The sequence below is a fragment of the Mycobacterium basiliense genome, from assembly GCF_900292015.1.
GTDB lineage: Bacteria > Actinomycetota > Actinomycetes > Mycobacteriales > Mycobacteriaceae > Mycobacterium > Mycobacterium basiliense.
In genome coordinates, this window is sequence record NZ_LR130759.1 from 2,702,604 (window position 1) to 2,720,378 (window position 17,775).

Below are 17,775 nucleotides of genomic sequence, written 5' to 3' on the forward strand. Positions count from 1 at the left end.
GGCTATCTCAGCGGATCGTTCTCCCGGATGCCGTGGTACATGCCCCACCGGACGATCCAGGGCATAACCACCCGGTGCACCGACCATGGCGGGAGCCGGAACGCATGGCCGGTGGGTAAAAAGACCTCCAGCCCGTCGGTCTGTATTCCGAGTAGCGAACCCCAGCGGCGGTCCGGCGCCCGATAGGTATGCAGCCGACGGCCAGCGAATTGGGCGCGGATGTTGTTTGCTACCAGTGCATCTCCACGGTTGCGAGCCGAGCTGCGGAGTGGATCGGTGGCTGCGACGTCTCCGACGGCAAACAGTCCTCGTTGACCGGGTACGCACAGTTCCGGAGTCACACATACGAATCCGCGCTCATCGAGCAGCTGCTGCGGCAACCAGTGGGTATTTGGTCGCACCCGCCCTATCGCCCAAAGGACGGCCGCGGCGGCGGACTCGGGTTGCCCGGTGCTCCAGTGCACTGGGCCGCCGGTGATCTCATCGCCGGTAAAGCCGTCGGAAACCTCGGCCCGGTGGCCCGGATGCAGGCCCACCCCCAGCTCGGCAAGACGGCCGCCGATGCGTTCCCAGACCCGCGAATGATAGGCAATCAGCGGGCGTTCCCCGGGAAAGTAGAGGTCAATCCGCTTGTGTGGCCAGGTGGTAGCCACGTTGACAGCGCTACTGACCGCGGCGCCGCCGCCGCCCACAACGGCCACCGACTCGGCGGCCCGAAGCCGTTGGTGTGCGGTGTACAGGTCGGCACCGATGTCCTGGGCGGATTGCAGTGTCGGTTGACGCCAGAAGCCGTTGCTGACTCCAGTCGATATCACCAACGCGTCATAGTGTTCGGTGATCGTCGTGCCGTCAACGCGCCGGCCGAATATGCACCTGGCCGCCAGGTCTACTCCCGTCAGCGTGGCCTGGATCGTGCGTACCGCATCCAGGCGCCGGAACCGGTCGAACGGTATCCAGTAGTCGCGGGCCCAATCGTGCGGGCGAGCGATTCGGACACCGAGCTCCTGGCCGCTGACCAGGGCGGGTTTGACCGAGATCCCGACGACGTCGAAATGCCGGGCGAGCCTGATCGCGGTCAGGACGCCGACGTCGCCGAGGCCGGCGATGACGACGCGTTGGCGGCTCACCGAATTCTCCTGCCTGGCAGGATCTGCGGACGCACTGAATTCACCTTCGGTGCTTCAGGTTTCGACGTTCCGTGTACGGGTGATGACGATGAACATGGGGGCTTCGGGGTCGATCATGAGGACGTGTCGTTGCGAAGGCGGACCAGCCTGGTGGTGCTGCTTTCGTCGAGGTCGACCAGGTCGCTTCGCGAGCGCAGGAAATCACTGAACGACTTGAATCCGAGTGACTTTTCACTAAATGAGGGATCCATGCGCTTCATCTGCGCCTTGACCGCAGAGTTGTGCAGCCACTCGGTGTCGTCCTTTTCCTGGCTGATCCGCAGCGCCCGTTCGAGCAAGCCGGTGGCCGCGGTCTGGACGTCGGTGGGCGATGGCTCGCCGTCTTCGGTAGCGTTCGCTCGGCGGCTGCGCTTCTTGGGCTGCGGGGATGGCGAAGCGATGGTGGGTATCCCGGGGAGCGCATCATAGGTGACGAACTCGTCGCAGGCGGCGGCCAGCGACTGGCTGCTGGCTCCAGCGACGCCGATCCCCACGACATAGCGACCGAGACGTTTGCAGCGTTGCGCAAGAGCGATGTAGTCGGAGTCGCCCCCCACGATCACCACATGCGTGAGGTCGGGAAGCCGGAACATGTCCTCCACCGCATCAACGGCCAAGCGGATGTCCGCCCCGTTTTTTCCGTAGGCGGCCGCTGGAAAGAGCTGCACCAGGTCGACGGCGCGGCCCACGAGCTGACCGTGGTAGCCGGCATTGACATCGGCGGACCAGTCCGCGTAGGCGCGGGTAAGTACCAGGGTGCCGAATGAAGAGGCGAAGTCGATGATTGCGCCGAGGTCGACGGTCGCCAACTTGACTCGGTCCTCCTCGAGGCCCTTCGCCTTGTCCTTATGAAACGTGTTCCGGCCGTGCACTTGCTCGTAGCGTGAGATCACGATGTTGTCGAAGTCGAAATAGACCGCCACGCGGGTGGCACCCGTGTCGGTCATGTTGCTCGCGGCGAGGGCGTGGCTGGGCCCGCAGCACAAATGGAAACAACCATCCGGTCATGGTGCGCCTGTTAGCTCATCTCATCAAGCTTTTGCATTGTTACTGGCGCGCCGTTGTTGGCACCCGTGGTGCGGATCACACACCTCAGCGAGTACCGAATGCGACATTTCCATTTCTCTTGAACATGGACACTGTGGCCGTGTTCACGGTTCTGTTGAACGACATGTTTCGGGGCCTAACTCGCGTGACAGAAGATGCGCGACGGTCCCTGCCAGGTGGGGACATGGTCACCGACCACTACCGCCGAATCGCCGATTTCGTCGGCGGTTTGCTAAGCCGGCTGGGCGTCGATATCGGCGAGGACGACTGGGGCGCAGTGTTCGGCGAACATCGTGCAGTTGTCGTACACATGCCCGGGCTGGCAGTCTTTCGGAGGTTGGGGCGGCTCGTGGCCGATCAAGCCGCAATGGCAACCAAAGGATGAGTTGGCCGTGACAGATACATCCGAACCCGCGGACGAGATCGGCCGTCTGCCAGCGGAATCGGTGTATCGGCGTGGCGTGTGGCTCCGGTGGGGGCTGCTCGCGGTGTGGGGCCCCGGCCTGGTGGTCATGCTGGCCGACACCGACGCGGGATCGCTCATTACTGCTGCGCAGTCGGGCGCCGGGTGGGGTTATCGGATGGTCCTGCCCCAACTGATCCTGATGCCGATTCTCTACGTCGTCCAAGAGATGACCGTGCGGCTGGGCATCGTCACCGGGCGGGGACACGGTGCCCTGATCAGGGAGCGGTTTGGTCGCGGGTGGGCGTGGTTGTCGGCATTCACCCTGTTCGCCTCGGCGATCGGAGCACTGCTGACGGAGTTCGCCGGGGTGGCGGGGGTTGGTGAACTCTTCGGTGTGTCCCGCTGGGTCAGCATCCCGATTGCCACCGTGATGCTGCTGGCGTTGGCGCTGACCGGTAGTTATCGGCGCGTCGAACGCATCGGCCTGGCCATCGGTGCTGCCGAGTTGGCGTTTCTGGCGGCCATGGTGATGGCCCGTCCGCGGCTGGACGCATTGTTGGCGGGCTTGTCGTCGATGCCGCTGGGGAATTCTTCCTACCTACTGTTGGTGGCCGCCAATGTTGGTGCGGTCATCATGCCCTGGATGGTCTTCTACCAGCAGGGCGCGGTGGTGGACAAGCAACTGTCGGTCGCCACGATCCGCCAGGCCCGCTACGACACCGCCGCGGGCGCGGTGCTAACCCAACTGATCATGATCGCTGTGGTCGTGACCGTTGCCGCGACCGCGGGGACACATCAGGGCGGTGCGACGCTGCACACGGTCGGCCAGATTTCCACTGCCCTCACCCCATACCTGGGCAGAGTCGGCGGCACCATCTTGTTCGGGTTGGGGATGCTGGGGGCGGCCTTGGTCGCCGCGATCGTCGCCTCGCTGGCTGGTGCGTGGGGGCTATCCGAGGTCTTCGGGTGGCGGCACACCCTCAATCAGCGACCCAACCGCGCTACCGCCAAGTTCTACATCACCTACGCGCTCGCCCACCTCATTGGCGCTGTGCTCGTCTTGGGCAGTGTCGATCTGGTCAACTTGGCGGTCGATGTCGAAGTAATGAATGCCCTGTTGCTGCCCATTGTCCTGGGCTTGCTGCTAGTGCTCGAAGCCCACGCGTTACCCGAGCAGTGGCGCATGAGCGGGCTGCGCAAATACACCACGCGCACGCTGTGTCTCGTGGTCATCGTGTTCGGGCTGTACATGATTCCCCAAGCCTTGGGCTGGATCTGACGACTGTGGGTGCTCGCGCCCAGCCAGCGTTTCCGCAGTCCCCGGTAGCGACGCCTGTTTGCTGGGTCGGTATCTCGGGAATGCATTTGCATGTGATGGACGAGCAGTGTCGGGCGTCGGGTGCTGAGCACTGGCCGGACCGCAGGTGAGATGAATTGCCACGGCAGCGCTGTTGCGGCGGGATTAGCCGATGCAGTTGGCGGTCCCGCCCGCACGCGGGTGATCGTGCTGCTGGCCCTGGTAGTTGGCCTGGAAGGCGCCAGCAACGGCACCATCGGGGCACTGGCGGTGGCCTTGAAACAAGCGTTCGGGATCAGCAACATGCAGGTTGGCCTGCTGGTGTCGGCGTCGACCGCAATCGGCATCATCGTCACGCTGGTATCGGGCACCCTAGCCGACCGGGTGAAGCGAACCCGCGTCCTTTGGATCACCGTCCTTATCTGGGCGGTTGCGATGGGCCTGGGCAGTGCCAGCGCCGGATATGGTTGGTTGCTGGCCAGCCGCGTTGCCCTGGGTGTGGTGGTGGCCGTCGGTGGCCCGGTGGTCGCCTCGCTGATCGGCGATTTCTTCGCTCAGCAGGACCGGGGCCGAATCTACGGCTTTGTGCTTGCCGGCGAGGGTGTGTGCACCGCGCTGGGAGTATTAGTGTCGGGGTGGTTGGCCACTATTGCCTGGCGGTTGAGTTTTCTGTGGTTAGCCGTGGCCGGATTGTTGCTCGCGATTGCGGTGGCCAAGACGGTACCCGAACCTGCGCGCACCGCGGACAGGGTCGACGCCGTACGACGCCGCCCGGCTGGCCAGCCAGCCGATGTCCTTGCGGCAGCGGTGCTGGCGCGGCGCATCCGGCCTCATCCAAAGCAGGTCTTGCAGTACAGCCCCCGAACGTGGCCGTTGTGGAGAGCGGTGCGATATGTCCTATCGATCCGCACCAACGTGGCGTTGATCGTCGCATCGACGTGCGGATATTTCTTTTTCACCGGTCTCGGCACCTTTGCTGTGGCGCTGTTGAGAGGCCGGTTCGGCATCGGGCAGGGAGTGGCGATATCGCTGATCGGGGTTATCGGTATCGGCGCGCTGATCGGGGCATTAAGTGCTGGACGAATTGCGGACTGGTTGATCGGGCGCGGGCACATCGGTGCCCGGCTGACGGTTGCCGGGGCAGCGTTTCTGATGGCGGGAGCATTCTTCGTACCGGCCCTGCTCACCGATAACCTTGGTGTCGCCGTCGTGGCTGCGTTCCTCGCGGCGATCGGACTCGGCGGAGTCAACCCCCCGCTGGATGCGGCGCGGCTCGACATCGTGCATTCGCGGCTATGGGGGCGTGCCGAAGCTGTTCGCACTACGCTCCGATCGGGATTCACCGCGGTAGCCCCTTTGGTATTCGCCTTTGTCGCCGTGCAGTTGGCGCCACAACGCGGCGGCCCGACACACCTGGTCAACGGGTCAAGCGGGCTGCAGCAAACGTTCTTGATCATGCTTGTGACGATGTTTTTGGCCGGCGCCCTGATCTTGCTGGTTGCTCGCCGGACATACCCACGTGACGTTGCCACCGCGCTCGCCTCCGAACACGCGGCCGGCCAGCGCCGGCAACCGCATCCCACTGCCGAAGTCGGGGTGAACGGCAAGCGCTAATTTACTTCCGTTACCTATGGTAGCGGAATATGGTGGGGGGATGAAGACCGTCAGCCACGGCAGACATCTGCACACATGTCCCCTGTGTGAAGCCATGTGCGGCTTAGAAGTTCGCGTTGACGGCGGCCCGCGACATAGCCGCGTCGCCGGAATCCGCGGAAATCCCGACGACGTGTGGAGCGGCGGACACATCTGCCCCAAAGGGGTGTCATTGGGCGCCCTACATGACGATCCGGACCGTATCCGCCAACCCATGATCAAGGTCGATGGGCGTTGGCAGGAGGTCAACTGGGAGGATGCGTTTCGCCGCTGCACCGAATTGCTGGCGCCGGTGATTGCGAAGCATGGGATCGCCGCGGTTACCGCTTACACCGGCAATCCACTGGCCCACTCGTTTTCGTTGGCGCGCTATGCGGGTGTGCTGCTGGGAATGTCGGGAATTCCGATCACGTATTCGCCGGGCACGGTGGATCAATGGCCGAAGAATCTCTCATCGCATCTGATGTACGGCGGTTGGTGGAGCTTCCCGGTGCCGGATATTGAGCGCACCGATCTGCTGGTGATCATGGGCGCCAATCCTGCTGCTTCGCAGGGCTCGCTGCTGGCAGCACCTAACGTGATGGGTCTCATCGACGCAATTCGCAAGCGCGGCAAGGTGATCGTTATAGACCCGGTGCGCACGGTGACCGCTGCCCGTGCCGATGAATGGCTTTCGATTGTCCCAGGTACCGACGCGGCACTGCTGCTGGCGGTCGCGCATACGCTCTTTGACGAGAACCTGATCGATCCCGGACCGCACGTCGACGGTATCGACACGATGCGACAGGTGGCCGCCGACTGGCCTCCGGAACGAGTTAGCGCCGCCACCGGAATCGACACCGGTCGCATCCGTGAATTGGCCCGCGAACTCGCCAGCACCCCGAGGTCGGTAGTATATGGCCGGATTGGCCTGTGCAACCAGGAGTTTGGCAGTTTGGCCAGCTGGTTGGTCGACGTTGTCAACGTGTTGACCGGCCACTTCGACACCCCCGGGGGTGCGATGTTTCCCCGTCCAGCCGCTTGGTCGATCACCACACAGCCGCTGCCGGGCCTGGAAGGCGGGGTCGCCGAATTCGGACGTTGGCGCACCCGGGTTCGCGGTGCCAAGGAAGTCCTCGGCCAAGCCCCGGTCTCATGCATGGCCGAAGAGATCGCCACACCGGGGGAGGGGCAGCTCAAGGCATTGATCACCGTCGCCGGTAATCCGGTGTTGTCCACCCCCGGTGGCGACAAGCTCGACGAGGCGCTGCCGATGCTGGACGCGATGATCTCCGTTGATCTGTGGCTCAACGAGACGACGCGTCATGCCGATGTCATCCTGCCCGGGCTGTCCCCGCTCGAACAGCCCCATCACGACGACCTAGTGCTGCAGTTCGCGATCCGCAGCTTCGCCAATTACTCGGCGCCGGTGTTCGATTCGGGTGATCGCCCGCACGAGTGGGAGATCCTGATTCGGCTGACTGGCTTGTGTACCGGCACGCCGGCCGAAGATGTCGACGTCACCGCCATCGACGACGGCTATTTCGACTATCTGGCCTTTACCCGTGGACTGGACGGTGCCGCGATCCGCAAGCTCTACGACCGGGGTGGCCCGGAGCGCATCTTGGACCTCACCCTGCGAACCGGCCCGTTCGGAGACCGGTACGGCGAAAACCCCGGTGGGCTGACACTCAACAAGCTCAAGGCCAATCCGAATGGGATCGACTTTGGACCCATGGTTCCCCAGCTACCCGACATTCTCGGCACGCCGGATAAGAAGATCCGGCTCACGCCGCAGTACCTGCTGGATGACCTGCCCCGGCTGGCCGCGCGAATCGAGCGGCCGGCCGAACAATTGGTCCTGGTGAGCCGCAGGCACCTGCGCTCGAACAACTCGTGGCTGCACAACGTGCCGGCGCTGATGAAGGGCCCAGATCGCTGCACGTTGCTGATTCACCCTGACGACGCGGCCAGAAATGGCATCGCCGACAACGATACGGTCACGGTGAAATCGATGGCGGGCGAGATCCGGGTGCCGGTAGAGATCACCGAGGCGATCAGACCCGGTGTGGTCTCGATGCCGCACGGCTGGGGGCACGGCAAACCGGACACCCGCATGGCGGTAGCCAACAGTTCGCCCGGCGCCAACACCAACGTGCTGTCCCCACCGACGTTTGTCGACGAGCCATCCGGCAATGGTGTGCTCAACGGCATCCCGGTGATCGTCAGTTAGCGGGTCGCGCGTTGGCCTTTGGCCGTGGTGGTGGTTTGACTTCGACACCGCCGGACTCGTGCTCGGGACCCGCGACCGGGTGTGCGGGTGGCGGGACACGTTGCCGGAATGTGCTGGCCTCGCTGGAAGCCTGCGCCGCAGTTGGGTGGTCCTCGCGACGATACGGCCCGGGCTTGGGCCGAGGCTTCCCGCCGGGAAGTGCCAGCCGAAAGATGCTGCGGTGCACTGAAGCCCACTGTTTGAGGAACGGGCCGGAGTTGTAGGGCAACTTGTAGCGGTCGCAGACGTCCTTGACCTTCGGGGCGATTTCGGAGTACCTGCTGCTCGGCATGTCGGGGAACAGATGGTGTTCCACTTGGTATCCCAAGTTACCGCTGAGCACATGAAACAGCGGGCTGCCCGTAATGTTGGCCGCGCCGATCAACTGGCGCACGTACCAGCCGCCACGGGTCTCGCCGGCGACTTGCTCTTCGGTGAATGTGTAGGTCTGGTCCGGGAAGTGGCCGCAGAAGATGATGGCGTGTGCCCAGACGTTGCGGATGACATTGGCCAGGGCGTCGGCGGTGAGGGTGCGCAGGAAGGTGCTTTCCACGCCCGGCAGCATCCGGTCCAGATACCGGGCCACCGTCCCGACGCGCCCATTGCTGGCTATGTTGGCCAGCCGTCGTCCAATCCGCGACCGGGTCGGCTGGTTGATCCTGCCGCGCAGCGCCAGCTGGGCTAGCGCGAACGCGCCCGCACTGATCACCGGCCAGCCGATGTAGTCCTTCTGCAGTTGTGAGAGTGCTTTACCACGAACGCCTTTGAGGTCCTTTCGCACCTCTGACCACGATTTTTCGCCAGCTCGCACGGCGTCGAAGTCCATATCGTGAACGGCTACCCCCCACTCGAAGAGGACCATGAGTAACAGGTTGTAGATCGGTTGTGCCAGATAGGCGCGCCGCCACGGTTGGGCGGGATCGATCCGCATGATCTCGTAGCCGAGGTCCTTGTCCTTGCCAAGAATGTTGGTGTAGGTGTGATGGATGTAGTTGTGTGAGTGTTTCCAGGCTTCCGCGGTGGAAGCGGAATCCCAGTCCCAGACCGAGGAATGAATATCGGGATCATTCATCCAGTCCCACTGTCCGTGCATGACATTGTGGCCGATCTCCATGTTCTCCAGGATCTTGGCAATGCCCAGACACGTGGTGCCTAGCAGCCATGCGGTTTTGGAGCGTGAAGCCAGTAGCAGTACGCGTCCGGCCACCACGATCTGGCGCTGCGCCGAGATTACCGTCTTGATATAGCGTCGGTCCCGGTCCCCGAGGTCAGCGAACACCTCGTCGTGAATGGCATCGAATTCCTCGGCGAGCCTTTCCAAGTCTTGTTCGTTCAGCTGGTCCAACGGGCTCATCACGTGAGCGGCCGTAGAAGTCATGGTGTACCTTCCGATCACAGTTGGAGTTCGACGTCGCCTTCGGCGGTGTTGATGCAGATCCGCACGTCCTGCTCGGCGGGCTCGATTACCTCGCCAGAGCGGAGGTCTCGCAGTTTGCCGGTTTTCAAGGTCCCGACACAGGTATGGCAAATCCCGATCCGGCAGCCGTAAGCCAGGTTGATGCCCGCTTTCTCCCCGGCTTCCAAAATTGGCGTGTTGCCGTCGCACTCGACGGTCACGTCGCTGTCAAGGAAGGTCACGGTGCCGCCCGCGCCGGCACCCGCCTGACCGCCGATCTTCGGCTGGAACCGCTCGTAGTGCAGACGATCCGGGTCGCCGTTGTTCTCCCAATGCTCGATCAGGGCGTCGAGTAGCTTGCCCGGGCCGGAGCAGAATGCGTCGCGTTCATGCCAGTCCGGGCACAGATCGTCCAGGTCGGCAGCCGACATTCGGCCACGCTCGGAGGTGAGCCGCAAATCCAGCCGCATATTCTCGTGGCGTCGATCGAGGTCCTCGAGGGTGGACAAGAACATCACCTGCTCGCTGGTGCGGGCGGAGTGTATGAGCACGACGTCGCCCAATTCGCCGCGGTGGTCGAGGCTGCGCAGCATGCTGATGATCGGCGTAATACCGCTGCCTGCACTGACAAACAGCAGTTTGGTCGGCAGCGCCTCGGGCAGTGTGAATACGCCCTCGACCTCACCAAGGCGTACTAGGCCCCCCGGCTGAATTTCGTGCACCAGATGCGGCGAGACGACACCGCCGTCGACTCGTTTGGGGGTGACGCTGATCAGGCCGTCATCGGGTTGAGGGTCGGATGTGAGTGAATACGCCCGCCAGTGGTAGCGGCCATCGATGATGACTCCCAGCCGTACGTACTGACCCGGCTTGTGACCGGGCCATTCGTAGCCCGGACGAATCAGGACGCTGGCCGCTTCCGAACCCTGCGGTTCGATGCGCTCGACCTTTCCGCGCAGCTCCTTGGTCGTCCAAAGCGGGTTGATCATCTCGAGGTAGTCGTCGGGCTGTAACGGGCTGAACAGTCGACGCACGGCTCTGAGGAACAAGCGCCGGCCGCGTGGAACCTGTGGTTGCGCACCGCGTTCGGCCATTCCAACATAGTACACAGATGTTTACTAAAAGTAAACCGATGTTCCATTAAATTACGAGTATAAGCCGACTAATGGCGCTGCACACTGGGGGTTATAGTTGGATGAACGTTCGTTCACTGTAGCCTCTGCTCAACGCTCGGACTTCGGACCACGAAGTCGTCTTCTGTGCACCTCGAAACGTCGGCCCCGGCTACCGGATGCCCGATATCTGCGCTGGTCAAACACCAGTAGTGGCGCGGGTCCGGCGTGGGAGCCGCCATGGTCTCAAGACGAGGGTCCTTCGGAACCGTTTGTGCGGATTAGCGATTCGCGCGCGTGATGTCGAGTTATGTTGGGCATCAACGCTATACGTGCTCCACCGACAACCCAGCTGGAAACTATTGGCAACAGGGGAATGCATACCATTGTTCGGCCGGCGTACGGCAGGTTTGATTACCTCCGGCGAGGGTATTCGGTAGCTCTAACCAAGGAGTTGTTCGCAATGGTCGCCGCTTGGAGTCCGCATCGCGCATCTCCTGGCTGCGTGCGACGCCGCATTCATCGCCGCCGCAGCGCGCAATCGATTGCGATCTCGGTGGCCTCGCGATTGATCGTCAAGAACACCGTGCGAGCCTGGGCCATGCAGCCGAATCTGAGCTGGCCATTTGACTACGTCGATGTGCTGGCCGGTGTCCTGCCATTTTCGCGATCGGCGGCCGCAGTCGAACCGGTCAGTCTCAAACACTGTGCAGCCGAATGGATTTGCGCTCCAGGCATCTCCGCGAGGCGAGCAATCCTCTACCTCCATGGCGGGGCCTTCCTTACCTGTGGGCTGAATACGCACCGCTCTCTGGCTATCCGATTGTCGGCGGCGGCGGATGCGCGCGTGCTCAACATTGGATACCGAAAACTACCGTCGCACCAGCTGAGTGATGCGATCGATGACGGATTGAGCGGCCTTAGATGGCTGCACGATCGGGGCTTCGATGGCGACCAGGTTGTCGTCGCGGGTGACTCGGCAGGCGGGTACTTGGCATTCATGACCACGCTCGCGGCCCTTGGCAGTCACATCGACAAACCCGCCGGGGTCGCCACCGTGTCACCCTTCACCGACACAGATCCGACTCGCAAGCTCGGTCAACGCAACGTGCGCGGGTGCTCGATGTTCACCGGCAGAGCCCTGTCGATGTTTGTGCAATATCTGGGCGAGGCTCGGCTAGGAGATTGTCCGAGCAGCGTTGCATCACCGGCGGACGCCGATCTATCCGCCATGCCGCCGGTGACCATCCACGCCAGTTCAGATGAACTGTTACTCGCAGACGCCGAGCTCATGGCGAAACGTCTCAATGCCACTGGAATCCGTTGTGATCTGCACCTGTGGAATGGCCAAATCCACGATTTCCCGCTGGCGGCCGACGTCTTGCCCGAGGGCCGACGGGCCATCCGATACATCGGCGATTTCGTCAAAGAGGTCACTGACGCCCCCCACAGGCACCTTGCGCCAACGGCGGGGTAACGCAGATAGCACTCACATTGCTGGGTGAACCCGCTAGGGCGCACGCCTATCGGCCCGTCGTGCGGCAAGGTGGCCTGTGCTGGGCCGCTCAGCCGATACACCCCTCCTGATGGTTTTGACCTGGTATAACGGCCTCACTTTCGACCTGTCAGCCGGTGGCGAGCTACGATGCCGCCATGCCGCTCGCCGAAGGTTCGACGTTCGCCGGCTACACCGTTGTGCGACAGCTGGGCTCCGGCGGGATGGGCGAGGTCTATCTGGTCCAACACCCCAGACTGCCTCGGCAGGATGCGCTCAAAGTCCTCCGTCCGGAGGTGTCCGCGGACACCGAGTACCGGCAGCGCTTCCACCGGGAAGCCGACGCAGCGGCCTCGCTTTGGCATCCGCATATCCTCGCTGTGCACGACCGTGGCGAAACCGACGGTCAGTTGTGGATCGACATGGACTACGTCGATGGCACCGACGCGGTTACCTTGCTGCGCGATCGGTATCCCAACGGAATGCCCGGCCCAGAGGTCAGCGAGATCGTCACCGCGGTGGCCGAGGCGCTGGACTACGCCCACGAACACAAGCTGTTGCACCGCGATGTCAAGCCAGCCAACATTCTCATTGCCAAGGCTGGCGCTGCAGACCGGCGAATCATGTTGGCCGACTTCGGCATCGCAGGCTGGCTTGGCGAAGCGAGCGGATTGACGGCGACCAACATGACGGTGGGCACCGTGTCCTACGCGCCTCCCGAGCAGCTGATGGGCAGGGATCTGGACGGGCGCGCCGACCAGTACGCCCTGGCCGCGACGGCATTTCAACTGCTGACCGGCACCCCGCCGTTCGAGCACTCCAACCCCGCGGTGGTGATCAGCCAGCACCTCAGCGCCGCACCTCCGGCGATCGGCCAACGACTTCCCGCCCTGGCGGAGCTGGACCCGGTTTTTGCCAAGGCGCTGGCCAAGGATCCCAAGGACCGTTACCAGCGGTGCATCGACTTCGCGCGAGCCCTTAGTCATCGGCTGGGCGGATCTGGCGATCCCGAGGACACCCGCGTGTCCCAGCCGGTCGCGGTGGCCGAGCCGCCAGCCAAACGGTCGTTGGCACGCCCCTCGGTCATCATCCCTGCGGTGCTGGCGGTGCTGCTGATCATCGCGGTCGCAGTGGCGCTGCGGGAGTACCAGCGCGCCGACGATGAGAGTGTGGCCACCCCGGCGCCGAGGACCTCCAGCATGCCCTCGACCACCTCGGCGGCCGCGGCAACCCCATCCACGACGTCATCCACGACGGCACCCACAACGGCGTCGACGACTTCGGCTGCGGTGACCACGGCTTCACCGGCACCTGCGCCGGTGGTGGTTATCGGGGCGATGTGTTCTCAGCTGGGCAGCACCGGCACCACGAAGACGGGTGCAACTGCCTACTGTGCGACGCTGCAGGGCACCAATACGAGTATCTGGTCACTCACCGAGGGCACGGTGGCCAGCCCGACCGGCACGGCGTCGGTCGATCCGACCGAGACGCCACTACCGATCGGGCAAGAATCACCGATACGCATCTGCATGGAGCAGACAGGTCAGTCCCGCCGTATATGCCGCGACGAAATTCGCCGCAGCAACGGCTGGCCGTGATGGCGGTGGCTACACGCACCCGCTAACGCTGACCCGACGACCGACATTGGCGCAGACGTTGATGTTGGGAGGTGGCGGGGGAGGCGGGTAGTCCTCCGGCAGTGGTGCGTATTCGGCCGGGGGCGGCGCATAGGGGGCGAGCGCATCGGCGACGTTGGCGCAACCGCTAACCGAAACCCGCCGGCCGGCGTTGACGCACACATCCGCTAGCGCCACGCCGGACGGCGCCACGATGGCGAAAAGTTCAGGGATACCGGTCAACGTCAGGGCCGCCAGCGCCACGGTGGCCGATGACCTCTTCCAGGTACTCATCGAGATTCTCCTTTGCCAATGCCCGCCCGCACGCTGCTCACTCTAGTGACCCCGGCGGCGGATTCGGCGAGTTCGAGCAAGAACGGAATCCCGGGGCAGCTTACCGATAGTTGGTAATTGGTTGCGCTCAACTTGGCGAGCAGTTCTCGGGGGCCCTGCGGCACAGAGAAAGTCGTGAATTTCTGCAGTAATCGATCGGTGAATATGGCGAAGCAGTAGATTTTCGGACGCACCCGTCAGCCATGTGCTGCGGGAACCGACCAGCGCAATGTTAACTTGCGGGAAAATGTTGCCCGCTGACGGAGGAAGGCGAGGTCCCGCAGGTACGTTTATGGGCCGGGTTGACACAGGAGCAGCTATGACCGACACGATCGTCCAGACTTTCCACCCGCTGGACCCGCTCGCCGAGAACGAGTTCAAGCAGGCGGTCGCCATCCTGCGCCGTGACCGGGGTGTCGACGGGCGCTGGCGATTCGCCTCAATGGAACTCGAGGAGCCAAGCAAGCCGGAGCTCGTTGCCTTTGACCATAGCGGTACGGTGCCGGAGCGCCGGGCGGTCATCGTGTGCTTCAACCGCGACTCGAATAGCACATATAAGGCCAGTGTTTCACTGACCGAGGACAAGGTGCTGTCGTGGGTTTGCCTGCCAGGTGTGCAGGCGAACATCACCCACGATGAATGGCTCGAGGCGGGCGCAGTGCTGCGGAGCCATCCAGATGTTGTCCAGGCTCTGCACCGACGCGGCATCACCGATTTGGAAAACATGCTCGTCGACGTTTGGGCTTACGGAGACGCCGTGATTCCAGTGCAGTATCGCGGCCGACGGCTGGCGTGGTCAGACAGCTGGCTGACCACCCCGGGTGGCGCAAATCTGTATGCCCAACACATCAAGGGATTCCATTGCGTCATCGACTTGAACACCATGGAGCTGCTAGAGATCGAGCAGGGAAATCCGCTCGAGTTCCCGGCCGTCATGGCCGAGTACATTCCGCGGCATATTCCCGAGCGGCTGCGCGATTCCAGCGCCCGGGGCGCACTGCGGCCGTTGCAGATTAGCCAACCGGAGGGCCCGTCGTTCACATTGCGCGGAAACCATCTGGAATGGCAAAACTGGTCGCTGCGTGTCGGTTTCAACTATCGCGAGGGGATGACGCTGCACAAGGTCGCCTACAACGATCATGGTCGAGTCCGTCCAATCGCTCACCGGATTTCGTTCGCCGAGATGACGGTGCCCTACCGCGATCATTGCGCTGATCACTATCGGCGCACCGCGTTCGATATCGGCGAATGGGGACTCGGATTCATGACGACTTCGCTGGAGCTGGGTTGCGATTGTCTGGGTGAAATCCGGTATCTCGATGCGGTCCTGCACAACAGCAAGGGGGAGCCGCACACGATTAAGAACGCGATCTGCATCCATGAAGAAGATAACGCGGTGCTATGGAAGCACGTTGCCTACGACGGCAGCGCCGAGGTGCGGCGGATGCGCCGATTGACCATTTCCTTCCACGTGACCGTGGCCAACTACGAGTACTTGGTCTACTGGCGGTTCTATCAGGACGGCAACATCGAATGTGAAATTCGTGCAACCGGATTGATGGTGACCACTGCCGTCACCGACGGAGAGCCTCATCCACACGGCACCTTGGTGGACGAGCGGACCTACGCCCCGTATCACCAACATTTTCTGACCGCACGGCTGGATCTGGATATCGACGGCACCCACAACACCGTGTATGTCAGTGAGACCGAGGTAGTACCCACCGGGCCAAACAACCCGTACGGATTATCGTTGCGGCAGAAAAACATCCCGCTGCGTACCGAGGAAGACGGCAAGCAGGACTACAACTGGGAGACCCAACGTGCCTGGCGGGTGGTAAACGAGAATGTCACCAATGGGCTGGGCACGCACCCGTCCTACAAGCTCGTACCGGGTGCGGCCATCCCGGCGATGTTTGATCCCAGCTCGCCCGTGCTGCGCCGCGCCGAGGTCATCAGCCACACCGTTTGGGTAACCCCGAATCATCCCGGCGAGCGCTGGCCAGCAGGAGAATTCGTGAATCAAAGTGGTCCGGGACTGGGGTTGCCCGAGTGGACGGCGGCGAACCGGTCGATAGAGAACACCGACGTTGTGGTTTGGTACACGTTCGGCATCCACCACGTAACCAGGCCGGAGGACTGGCCGGTGATGCCGGTAGACACCGCGTCGTTCTGGCTCAAGCCCGTTGGGTTTTTTGACCGCAATCCCGCTTTGGATGTCGCACCGACGGCATCGGAAATGTGTCATGGCGCGGGCGGTCGTTGACGTGCCGCAGCAGCCGTTGAGCCGCTGCGCCCGTACGCGCATCAGCGATCGAGTCAACGCCTCATGACCGGCACGCCAGCGGCGCAGATTTTCGCACGCGGTCCCAAAGGAAACAGGTTCAAGGCGCAACCCCTGGTGCCGCACCGCGACGACACCGCGTCTGACGGTGTGCTGTCCAAGGGGTTGGCCAGCGGTGCGGTTGGCACGGTTTCTGGTGCAATCCTCGGCATCGCGTGCGTGGCACCCGGATACACGTTGACGGCCAGCGTCGGTCTGATCGTTGCCGCGGTCGGGCTCAAGATGCCAGCGATATTTGTGTTCGGGTTCATCCCGATGTTTTTGACCGCGTTCGCCTATCGCGAGCTCAACGCCGACTCGCCAGATTGTGGCGCGTCCTTCACCTGGTCCACCAAGGCTTTCGGACCGTACGTGGGGTGGATGTGCGGCTGGGGCATGGTGATTGCGACGGTCATAGTGCTGTCAAACCTGGCTGCGGTCGCGGTGCAATTTTTCTATCTGCTGCTCGCCGGCATGTTCGACAGCCCCGGAATCGCCGCACTGGGCGCAAACCGGTGGGTCGATATTGCGTCCACCTTGGTGTTTATTGCCGGGGCCACGTGGGTTTCGAGTCGAGGCATTCAAACCAGCGAGCGGGTGCAGGGCCTCCTGGTGTGTTTTCAGATGACGGTGATTTTGGGCTTCGGTGTGGCAGCCATTGTCGGGGCAATCCGGGGACACGGCCCGGCCAATCTGAGCTTCAACCTCGGTTGGTTCGACCCGTTCAGCGGGCTTGCCATGGGTGCATTTGTGATCGGGGTGACTGGCTCGATTTTCTCGTTCTGGGGCTGGGACACCTGCCTGACCCTGGGCGAGGAATGCACCGACCCAAAGAAAGTTCCCGGCCGCGCCGGCGTGCTGTGTGTGGTCAGCATTCTGCTCACTTACCTGCTAGTGAGCGTGGCGATGATGATGTATGCCGGCGTTGGTTCGGAGGGGCCCGGGTTGGGCAATCCGGACAACTCGGAAAACGTGTTCGGTGCGCTCGCGCGACCGGTGCTCGGCCCATGGGGTAGCCAGCTGTTGTTCGTGGGGATCCTGGCATCGACGCTGTCGAGTCTGCAGACGACATTCCTCCCGGCATCGCGGTGCATGCTCGCGATGGGCGCGTATCGGGCGTTTCCCCAGCGGTTCTCGGCGGTGAGCCCGCGCTTTCAGGTGCCACTCTTCAGCACCATCGCGGCGGCAGTGGCCTCCGGTGCCTTTTACACCCTTGCACGGTTGCTGTCCGAGCGAACTTTGTTGGACACCATCGCGGCCCTCGGCATGCTGGTCTGTTGGTACTACGGCATTACCGCCTTCGCCTGCATGTGGTACTTCCGCAAGGAACTCTTCAGGTCCCTGCGCAACGTGGCCTTCAAGTTCGTGTGCCCGCTGCTCGGCGGGATGATGCTGCTACTCGTCTTTGCGGTCTCGGTCCACGAGAGCATGGACCCGCGGCACGGCAGCGGCGCGTCGATCGCGGGTGTCGGGCTAGTCTTCTACCTTGGCTTCGGCATCTTGTTGCTCGGCGTGGTGCTGATGGTCGTCATGCGAGTTCGCCAACCCGGTTTCTTCTTGGGTCACACGCTGACGCCGTCAACCCCGGCCCTCACCGACGACGCCGCCGTCGCCACCGCTAGCCAGCCGGACGCCGGTCCGGACGAACATCGCTGAGCACTACTCGTAGAACGGGACACC

General features: G+C 63.0%; 13 protein-coding genes. 8 read left to right on the forward strand and 5 right to left on the reverse strand.

From position 1 onward, the window contains the following. Positions 1 to 2: 2 nt before the first annotated feature. Together MB901379_RS11520 and MB901379_RS11525 are read right to left on the reverse strand one after the other, a co-directional pair. Entirely contained in the window at positions 3 to 1,127 is a 1,125-nt protein-coding gene (locus MB901379_RS11520; protein ID WP_158016815.1) for an FAD-dependent oxidoreductase, read from the reverse strand. A gap of 113 nt (positions 1,128 to 1,240) precedes the next feature. Then, positions 1,241 to 2,113 (reverse strand): NYN domain-containing protein, encoded by an 873-nt coding sequence (locus MB901379_RS11525; protein WP_158016816.1) that lies wholly within the window; start codon positions 2,111 to 2,113, stop codon positions 1,241 to 1,243. Positions 2,114 to 2,298: 185 nt separating this feature from the next. Here MB901379_RS11525 and MB901379_RS11530 point away from each other — a divergent pair, with 185 nt between their 5' ends. The 4 genes from MB901379_RS11530 to MB901379_RS11545 all read left to right on the forward strand — a co-directional run bounded on the left by MB901379_RS11530 (position 2,299) and on the right by MB901379_RS11545 (position 7,781). Then, positions 2,299 to 2,598 (forward strand): hypothetical protein, encoded by a 300-nt coding sequence (locus tag MB901379_RS11530; protein ID WP_158016817.1) that lies wholly within the window; start codon positions 2,299 to 2,301, stop codon positions 2,596 to 2,598. A gap of 7 nt (positions 2,599 to 2,605) precedes the next feature. Beyond that, a complete protein-coding gene (locus tag MB901379_RS11535; RefSeq protein ID WP_408632344.1) occupies positions 2,606 to 3,898 on the forward strand; it encodes an NRAMP family divalent metal transporter in 1,293 nt (430 codons plus the stop codon). Positions 3,899 to 4,018: 120 nt separating this feature from the next. Then, positions 4,019 to 5,530, forward strand: a complete 1,512-nt coding sequence (locus MB901379_RS11540; protein ID WP_232022052.1) for an MFS transporter — start codon at positions 4,019 to 4,021, stop codon at positions 5,528 to 5,530. 40 nt (positions 5,531 to 5,570) lie between these two features. Then, positions 5,571 to 7,781: a molybdopterin-dependent oxidoreductase gene (locus MB901379_RS11545; RefSeq protein WP_158016820.1), complete on the forward strand. Its 2,211-nt coding sequence runs from the start codon at positions 5,571 to 5,573 to the stop codon at positions 7,779 to 7,781. Here the strand turns inward: MB901379_RS11545 and MB901379_RS11550 are convergent. Together MB901379_RS11550 and MB901379_RS11555 are read right to left on the reverse strand one after the other, a co-directional pair. After that, on the reverse strand, positions 7,774 to 9,198 hold the full coding sequence (locus tag MB901379_RS11550) for a fatty acid desaturase family protein (protein WP_158016821.1): 1,425 nt from the start codon (positions 9,196 to 9,198) through the stop codon (positions 7,774 to 7,776). The two genes, MB901379_RS11545 and MB901379_RS11550, sit on opposite strands and share 8 nt — an antisense overlap. A gap of 14 nt (positions 9,199 to 9,212) precedes the next feature. Continuing rightward, entirely contained in the window at positions 9,213 to 10,310 is a 1,098-nt protein-coding gene (locus tag MB901379_RS11555) for a ferredoxin reductase (protein ID WP_158016822.1), read from the reverse strand. 481 nt (positions 10,311 to 10,791) lie between these two features. Between MB901379_RS11555 and MB901379_RS11560 the strand changes: the two genes are divergently transcribed. Continuing rightward, a complete protein-coding gene (locus tag MB901379_RS11560; protein ID WP_158016823.1) occupies positions 10,792 to 11,805 on the forward strand; it encodes an alpha/beta hydrolase in 1,014 nt (337 codons plus the stop codon). 176 nt (positions 11,806 to 11,981) lie between these two features. Then, positions 11,982 to 13,421, forward strand: a complete 1,440-nt coding sequence (locus tag MB901379_RS11565; protein ID WP_158016824.1) for a serine/threonine-protein kinase — start codon at positions 11,982 to 11,984, stop codon at positions 13,419 to 13,421. A 9-nt stretch (positions 13,422 to 13,430) separates the two neighbouring features. On the opposite strand, the gene MB901379_RS11570 is transcribed toward MB901379_RS11565, so the two are convergent. After that, positions 13,431 to 13,733 carry a hypothetical protein gene (locus MB901379_RS11570; protein ID WP_158016825.1) on the reverse strand — a complete coding sequence of 101 codons (303 nt, stop codon included), beginning with the start codon at positions 13,731 to 13,733 and terminating at the stop codon, positions 13,431 to 13,433. 358 nt (positions 13,734 to 14,091) lie between these two features. On the opposite strand from MB901379_RS11570, the gene MB901379_RS11575 reads away from it, so the two are divergent. Continuing rightward, positions 14,092 to 16,038, forward strand: coding sequence for a primary-amine oxidase (locus MB901379_RS11575; RefSeq protein WP_158016826.1), 1,947 nt, complete (start codon positions 14,092 to 14,094; stop codon positions 16,036 to 16,038). 63 nt (positions 16,039 to 16,101) lie between these two features. Next, positions 16,102 to 17,751 carry an APC family permease gene (locus tag MB901379_RS11580; protein WP_158016827.1) on the forward strand — a complete coding sequence of 550 codons (1,650 nt, stop codon included), beginning with the start codon at positions 16,102 to 16,104 and terminating at the stop codon, positions 17,749 to 17,751. The last annotated feature ends 24 nt before the right edge of the window (positions 17,752 to 17,775 follow it).